The organism is Actinotalea sp., from assembly GCF_035443605.1.
GTDB lineage: Bacteria > Actinomycetota > Actinomycetes > Actinomycetales > Cellulomonadaceae > Actinotalea.
Genome location: NZ_DAORSQ010000122.1, coordinates 1 through 6,455, shown reverse-complemented (window position 1 = coordinate 6,455; position 6,455 = coordinate 1). Strand labels below are relative to the sequence as shown.

The following is a 6,455-nucleotide window of genomic DNA, read 5'->3' as shown; positions in this document are numbered from 1 at the left end:
CGTTCTCCTCGCGCTCGCGGATGACGTCCTCGGTCGAGCGCTCCATGTCGAGCTCGTGGCGCTCGAGCTTCTTCGCGGCGATGAGGGCGTCGACGCCGTACAGCGCGACGCGGCGGTAGTCGCCGATGATCCGGCCACGGCCGTAGGCGTCCGGCAGACCCGTGATGATGTGCGAGCTGCGGGCGGCCTTGACGTTGGGCGGGTAGACGTCGAAGACGCCGGCGTTGTGGGTCTTGCGGTACTCGGTGAAGATCTTCGCGGTGGCGGGCTTGGCCTCGTACCCGTAGGTCTTCAGGGCACCCTCGACCATGCGCCAGCCGCCGTAGGGCATGATCGCGCGCTTCAGCGGGGCGTCGGTCTGCAGGCCGACGACGATCTCGTGGGCCTGGTCGATGTAGCCGGGCTTGTGGGCCGTGATCGACGACGGGGTGTCGGCGTCGACGTCGTAGATGCCCTTCTCGAGCTCGACCGGGAACATCGCCGAGAGCTTGGCCCAGATGCCCGTGGTGCGCTCCGTCGCGCCCGCCAGGAACGAGGCGTCGCCGTCGTACGGCGTGTAGTTGCGCTGGATGAAGTCGCGGACGTCGACCCCGTCCTGCCAGGGGCCGGCCACGAAGCCGCGCCATGCGGCTGCGGGCTCGCCCGGCTGCGGGGTGACCGCTGTGCCGTGATCTGCGGTAATCGCCATGGAACTGAACTCCCTCGTGTCGGGCTCCGGTGACTGCGACGCTACGCCGGAATACATGGGATGACCCGGGACTTAGGGACCAGCCTCCCCCGTGCACGGGTGAGGTGCGTCACATCAGGACGGGTCAGACCCATCCTGCACCGAGCGGAGCCGGTCGAGCACGTCGTGGGCGACATCCTCCGCGCGCAGGCGCAGCTGCTCGACGAGCTGCGACCGCGTCGCGTGGTCGAGGAACGCGAGCGGGATGCCGATGGTGTGCACCGTCGCGAGCCCCCCCGCCTCGGTGCACCGCTGGGCGAGCATCGCGCCAACACCGCCCTCGACGACGCCGTCCTCGACGACCACCACGTGCCGGTGCGCGCCCGCGAGCTTGACCAGAGCAGGCGGGACCGGCAGCACCCACCGTGGGTCGACGACGGTCACGGCATGGCCTGCCGCCGCGAGCAGCCCGCCGACCTCGACCGCCGTGCCGGCCATGGGGCCGATGCCCACGACGAGCACGGACGGCGCACCCGACGATCCACCGGGGGCTGCATCGTGCCGCGCGAGCACGTCGACGCCGTCGACCTGGTCGATCGCGGCGAGCGCCGGCGGCAGCGGACCCTTGGGGTAGCGCACCACGCTGGGGGCGTCGTCGATGTCGATCGCTGCGCGCAGCGCGGCACGCAGCGTGTCCTCGTCGCGCGGGGCCGCGAGGCGCAGCCCCGGGACCAGGCGCAGCAGGCCCATGTCCCACATGCCGTTGTGGCTCGCGCCGTCGTCCCCGGTCAGCCCCGCACGGTCCAGCACGAACGTCACGCCGGCGCGGTGCAGGGCGACGTCCATGAGCACCTGGTCGAAGGCCCTGTTGAGGAAGGTCGCGTACACCGCGACGACGGGGTGCAGCCCCGCGAACGCCATCCCTGCGGCCGAGGTGACCGCATGCTGCTCGGCGATGCCGACGTCGAAGGCCCGCGAGGGGAACTCGGCTGCGAACGGCGCCAGGCCGACGGGCTGGAGCATGGCCGCCGTGATCGCCACGACGTCCGGGCGTCGCCTGCCGATGGCAACCATCTCGTCGGCGAACACCGAGGTCCAGCCGAAGCGCGAGGGGGCGACGGGAAGGCCGGTCTCGGGGTGGATCTGCCCGACCGCGTGGAACCGGTCCGCGACGTCCTGCTCCGCGGGGCTGTACCCGCGACCCTTCTCGGTGATGACGTGCACGATCACCGGTCGGCCGAAGGCCCGCGCGCGACGCAGCGCCGCCTCGACCGCGGCGACGTCGTGCCCGTCGACCGGGCCGATGTACTTGATCCCGAGGTCCTCGAACATGCCCTGCGGGGCCAGGACGTCCTTGATCCCCTTCTTCAGGCCGTGCAGCGCGTCGTACGTGAACCGGCCGGGCGGGCCGGAGCGCCGCAGCGTGCGCTTGCCCCAGGCGAGCACGTCCTCGTACCCGCGCGCGGTGCGCAACGAGTCGAGGTGGTGTGCCAGGCCGCCGATCGTCGGGTCGTAGGACCGGCCGTTGTCGTTGACGACGATGACGAGGCGGCGGTCGTGGCCCGCGGCGATGTTGTTGAGCGCCTCCCATGCCATGCCACCGGTCAGGGCGCCGTCGCCGATGACGGCCACGACGTGCCGGTCGGCGCGGCCCTTGAGCGCGTAGGCCTTGGCGATCCCGTCCGCCCACGACAGCGCGGTCGAGGCGTGCGAGTTCTCCACGACGTCGTGCTCGGACTCGCCGCGGCTCGGGTAGCCCGAGAGGCCGCCACGCTGGCGCAGCCCGGAGAAGTCCGCCCGGCCCGTGAGCAGCTTGTGCACGTAGGACTGGTGCCCGGTGTCGAAGACGAGGGTGTCGCGCGGCGACTCGAAGACCCGGTGCAGGGCGAGCGTCAGCTCGACCACGCCGAGGTTGGGACCGAGGTGACCGCCCGTGCGCGAGACGGACTGCACGAGGAACGTGCGGATCTCCCGCGCGAGCTCGTCCACCTGGCCGGGACGCAGCGCGCGCACGTCGGCGGGCGAGGCGATCCCAGGCAGCAGCGGCATCGGGCCATCGTACGACGTGCCCCGCACGACCGCCGTGGCACCGCGTCGACCGGGCTCCGTAGGCTGAGGCCATGCACCTGCTCCCCGGCCACCAGGCGACCTCCGACCTCACCTACGGCGACGTGTTCCTCGTCCCGTCCCGCTCCGAGGTCGCCTCGCGGTTCGACGTCGACCTCACCACCACGGACGGCACCGGGACCACCGTGCCGATCGTCGTGGCGAACATGACGGCGGTCTCCGGGCGCCGGATGGCCGAGACCGTCGCGCGCCGCGGCGGACTCGCCGTGCTCCCCCAGGACATCCCGGCCGACGTGGTCGCGGAGGTGATCGCCTCGGTCAAGCAGCGGCACACCGTCGTGGAGAGCGCCGTGGTCGTCGGGCCGGAGGACACCGTGCACACCGCGATGACCCTCATCGGCAAGCGGTCGCACGGGGCCGCGGTGGTCGTCCGCGACGGTCGCCCCGTCGGCGTCGTCGCCGAGGCGGACTGCCAGGGCGTCGACCGGTTCACCCAGGTCTCCGAGGTGATGACGCCGGACCCGACCGTCGTGGGCCTCGAGGTGCTCGACGGCCCGGACGGCCTGGCGGCGGCGTTCGAGCGGCTGCACACGTCGCGGCGCCGCTTCACGCCGGTCGTCACAGACGACGGCGTGCTCGTCGGCGTCATCACGCGGACCGGTGCGCTGCGCAGCTCGGTGTACACCCCCGCCGTGGACGCATCAGGGCGCCTGCGCGTGGGTGCCGCGGTGGGCATCAACGGCGACGTGCGCGCCAAGGCCGCCGCCCTGCTCGACGCGGGCGCCGACGTCCTCGTGGTCGACACGGCGCACGGCCACCAGCGCCGCATGCTCGACGCCCTGGCCGCGGTGCGCAGCCTGTCCCCACGGGTGCCCGTCGTGGCCGGCAACGTCGTCACGGCCGAGGGCACCCGGGACCTCGTCGAGGCCGGGGCCGACATCGTCAAGGTGGGTGTGGGACCGGGGGCGATGTGCACCACCCGGATGCAGACCGCCGTCGGGCGCCCGCAGTTCTCCGCCGTGCTCGAGTGCGCCGCCGAGGCGACCCGGCTCGGCGCACACGTCTGGGCGGACGGCGGGGTGCGCCACCCGCGCGACGTCGCGCTCGCGCTGGCAGCGGGCGCGTCCCAGGTGATGATCGGCTCGTGGTTCGCCGGGACGCACGAGAGCCCCGGCGACCTGCACGCCGACGGTGACGGCCGGCTGTACAAGGAGAGCTTCGGGATGGCCTCGGCGAGGGCGGTCGCGGCGCGGACCCGCGGCGGCACGGCGTTCGAGCGCGCGCGCAAGGCGCTGTACGAGGAGGGCATCTCGTCCTCGCGGATGTACCTGGACCGCGGGCGGCCGGGCGTCGAGGACCTGCTCGACCAGATCACCTCTGGCCTGCGCAGCGCGTGCACCTATGCGGGGGCCACGAGCCTCGCCGAGCTGGCGGACCTCGCCGTGGTCGGCATCCAGTCGGCGGCGGGGTACGACGAGGGCAGGCCGCTGCCCGACGGCTGGTGAACGGGATGGACCCGGCGAGCGTCACCCCGTCGGACGGTGCCTCGACGGACGGTGCCTCGACGGTCCGCGACCAGCTCGCCGACCTCGCGGCGCGGGGAGTGCCCTGGGGACCGTGGGCGTGGACCCGCATCGGCGGGCTGCGTCCCGCCGCCGTGCTCGTGCTGCTGGGCGTGCTCGACGACGCCCCGGCGGTGCATCCCTCGCGGGCGGTCCCGGCCGACCTCGACCTGCTGCTCGTGGGTCGCGCCACCGACCTGGCGCACCACCCCGGGCAGGTGGCGTTCCCCGGCGGGCGGCTCGACCCGGACGACGACGGCCCCGTCGCGGCGGCGCTGCGCGAGGCGCGCGAGGAGACCGGCCTGGACCCCACCGGCGTCGAGGTGCTCGGCACGCTCGAGCCCATCGCCGTCCCCGTGAGCCGGCACTCCGTGACCCCGGTGCTCGGCTGGTGGACCACCCCGTCAGCGGTGGGTGTCGTCGACCGCGCCGAGTCCGCCACGGTCTTCCGTGCGCCGGTGGCCGACCTCGTGGACCCCGCCCTGCGCGGGACCGTGACGACCACGCACGGCACCACCGTGCACCGCAGCCCGGGCTTCCTCGTCGCCGACCACCTGGTCTGGGGCTTCACCGGGCTCGTGCTCGACCGGTTGCTCGACGCCCTGGGCTGGGCAGAGCCGTGGGACCGCGACCGCGCGCTGACGCTCGCGGACGGATCCGTTCCCGGGGCGTCGGGACCCCTGCTCGACGAGCGGCCGGGTGCGGGTCCGGAACCCTCGGATGGCTGAGCCGCGGCCCGTCCTGGTGCTCCAGCACGTCCCGTGGGAGCGGCCGGGGCTCATCGGCGACGCCCTCGCCACGGCCGGCGTGCCGCTGGTCGCCCGGACCGTCGTCGACCGGCCGTCGTGCGACCTCCCCCCGGCGCGCGACCTCGCCGGCCTGGTGGTCATGGGAGGCCCGATGAACGCCGACGACGACGTCCGCCACCCCGGCCTCGCCGTCGAGCGGCGCCTGCTCGCCGAGGCGGTCGACGCCGGCGTCCCGGTGCTCGGGGTCTGCCTGGGCATGCAGCTGCTCGCGCGGGCGCTGGGTGCCGCGGTCCACCCCGGCCGCGCGTCCGAGATCGGCTTCGCCCCGGTCGACGTGCGGGGCGAGGACCCGGTGCTCGCACCGCTGGGAGGACGGCCGACGGTGCTGCACTGGCACGGCGACGCCGCCGACCTGCCGTCGGGTGCCACGCTGCTCGCGTCGTCACACCTCACCCCCGTGCAGGCGTTCCGCGCCGGCAGCGCGCTCGGGCTGCAGTTCCACCTGGAGGTCGACCCGCCCCTCCTCGCGACCTGGCTCGCCCAGCCCGTGATGACCGCTGAGCTGGACGGGCAGCGCGCTCCGACGCCCGCGGTCCTCGCGGACCAGGGCGCTGCGACGCTGCCGTCGCTCGTGCCGGCCGCGCGGATCGGGCTGGCCTCCTTCGCGGCCCTGGTGCTCGCCGCGGGGTGAGCCCCTACGTCGAGCGCTGGCCCGAGCCCCGCTCGGCCTGGTGGTACATGATCGAGTGCTCCGTCAGGCTCCGGTAGGACTGGCGGACCATGTCCTCGAGCACGCCGAGGTCGACCCGGTCCAGGTGCGCGAGGTAGAGGCACCCCTTGCCGACCTTGTGCGGACCCAGCCGCGCCAGGGCGTCGGCGTGGGCCTCGACGCCGTCGGTGAGGTACACCGTCATCGCGGCCTTGCGCGGCGAGAAGCCGGCGAGCGGCATGTCCCCCTCGCGGCCGGTCGGGTAGCGGTAGTGGTACGTGCCGAAACCGACGATCGACGGACCCCACATCGCCGGCTCGAGGCCCGTCACCTGACGCACGAGCTCGAGCACGGTCCACGCCTCGGCGCGCCGACGCTCGTCCGGCACGGCGTCGAGGAACTCCGCGACCGACCTGTCGGTCGGGACCGTCTTGTTCGGCGCTCGCCCGTCACCCATGCCCGCAGTGTGCCGCCGTCGGGCGCGCGTCGCACCCCGGAGGCGCTCCACCGACCGCACCCGCACCACCCGCACGCACGCACTCACGCACCGCGGAGCGTTCCGCACCCGCACCAGCACCACCCGCACGCACTGCGGAGCGTTCCGCACCCGACACGCGGGCGTGTCGAGCGTGAGCGCTCCACACGAGCACCGAACGCTCCGCACCCGAGGCGCAACCCTCCACACAGGCACCGAACGCTCC

Annotated in this window: 6 protein-coding genes; 3 read left to right on the top strand and 3 right to left on the bottom strand. The window is 74.0% G+C overall.

Annotation, left to right across the window (positions count from 1 at the left end; genetic code table 11):
• Window positions 1-688, bottom strand: a 688-nt coding sequence (locus PKY62_RS11500) for a pyruvate formate lyase family protein (protein WP_324537088.1), incomplete at its 3' end; no start/stop codon positions are given.
• A gap of 114 nt (window positions 689-802) precedes the next feature.
• The gene (dxs, locus tag PKY62_RS11495) at window positions 803-2,716 is read right to left on the bottom strand and encodes a 1-deoxy-D-xylulose-5-phosphate synthase (protein WP_324537087.1); all 1,914 of its coding nucleotides are present in this window, start codon (window positions 2,714-2,716) and stop codon (window positions 803-805) included.
• Between the two features lie 71 nt (window positions 2,717-2,787).
• Between dxs and PKY62_RS11490 the strand changes: the two genes are divergently transcribed.
• Genes PKY62_RS11490 through PKY62_RS11480 form a run of 3 tightly spaced genes read left to right on the top strand, consistent with a single transcriptional unit; the run spans window position 2,788 to window position 5,736 of the window.
• Window positions 2,788-4,239: a GuaB1 family IMP dehydrogenase-related protein gene (locus PKY62_RS11490; RefSeq protein ID WP_324537086.1), complete on the top strand. Its 1,452-nt coding sequence runs from the start codon at window positions 2,788-2,790 to the stop codon at window positions 4,237-4,239.
• Between the two features lie 5 nt (window positions 4,240-4,244).
• Window positions 4,245-5,024 carry an NUDIX hydrolase gene (locus PKY62_RS11485; protein WP_324537084.1) on the top strand — a complete coding sequence of 260 codons (780 nt, stop codon included), beginning with the start codon at window positions 4,245-4,247 and terminating at the stop codon, window positions 5,022-5,024.
• A complete protein-coding gene (locus PKY62_RS11480) occupies window positions 5,017-5,736 on the top strand; it encodes a type 1 glutamine amidotransferase (protein WP_324537082.1) in 720 nt (239 codons plus the stop codon). Before PKY62_RS11485 ends, PKY62_RS11480 begins: the two co-directional genes overlap by 8 nt.
• Window positions 5,737-5,740: 4 nt before the next feature.
• Here PKY62_RS11480 and PKY62_RS11475 read toward each other — a convergent pair whose 3' ends face one another.
• On the bottom strand, window positions 5,741-6,211 hold the full coding sequence (locus PKY62_RS11475; protein ID WP_324537080.1) for a DUF1801 domain-containing protein: 471 nt from the start codon (window positions 6,209-6,211) through the stop codon (window positions 5,741-5,743).
• Between the last annotated feature and the right edge of the window lie 244 nt (window positions 6,212-6,455).

Excerpts from the sequence above, each read along its gene's own strand:
- PKY62_RS11490 (WP_324537086.1), top strand. The coding sequence starts at position 2,788 with ATGCACCTGCTCCCCGGCCACCAGGCGACCTCCGACCTCACCTACGGC.
- dxs (WP_324537087.1), bottom strand. The coding sequence starts at position 2,716 with ATGCCGCTGCTGCCTGGGATCGCCTCGCCCGCCGACGTGCGCGCGCTG.
- PKY62_RS11480 (WP_324537082.1), top strand. The coding sequence starts at position 5,017 with ATGGCTGAGCCGCGGCCCGTCCTGGTGCTCCAGCACGTCCCGTGGGAG.
- PKY62_RS11485 (WP_324537084.1), top strand. The coding sequence starts at position 4,245 with ATGGACCCGGCGAGCGTCACCCCGTCGGACGGTGCCTCGACGGACGGT.
- PKY62_RS11475 (WP_324537080.1), bottom strand. The coding sequence starts at position 6,211 with ATGGGTGACGGGCGAGCGCCGAACAAGACGGTCCCGACCGACAGGTCG.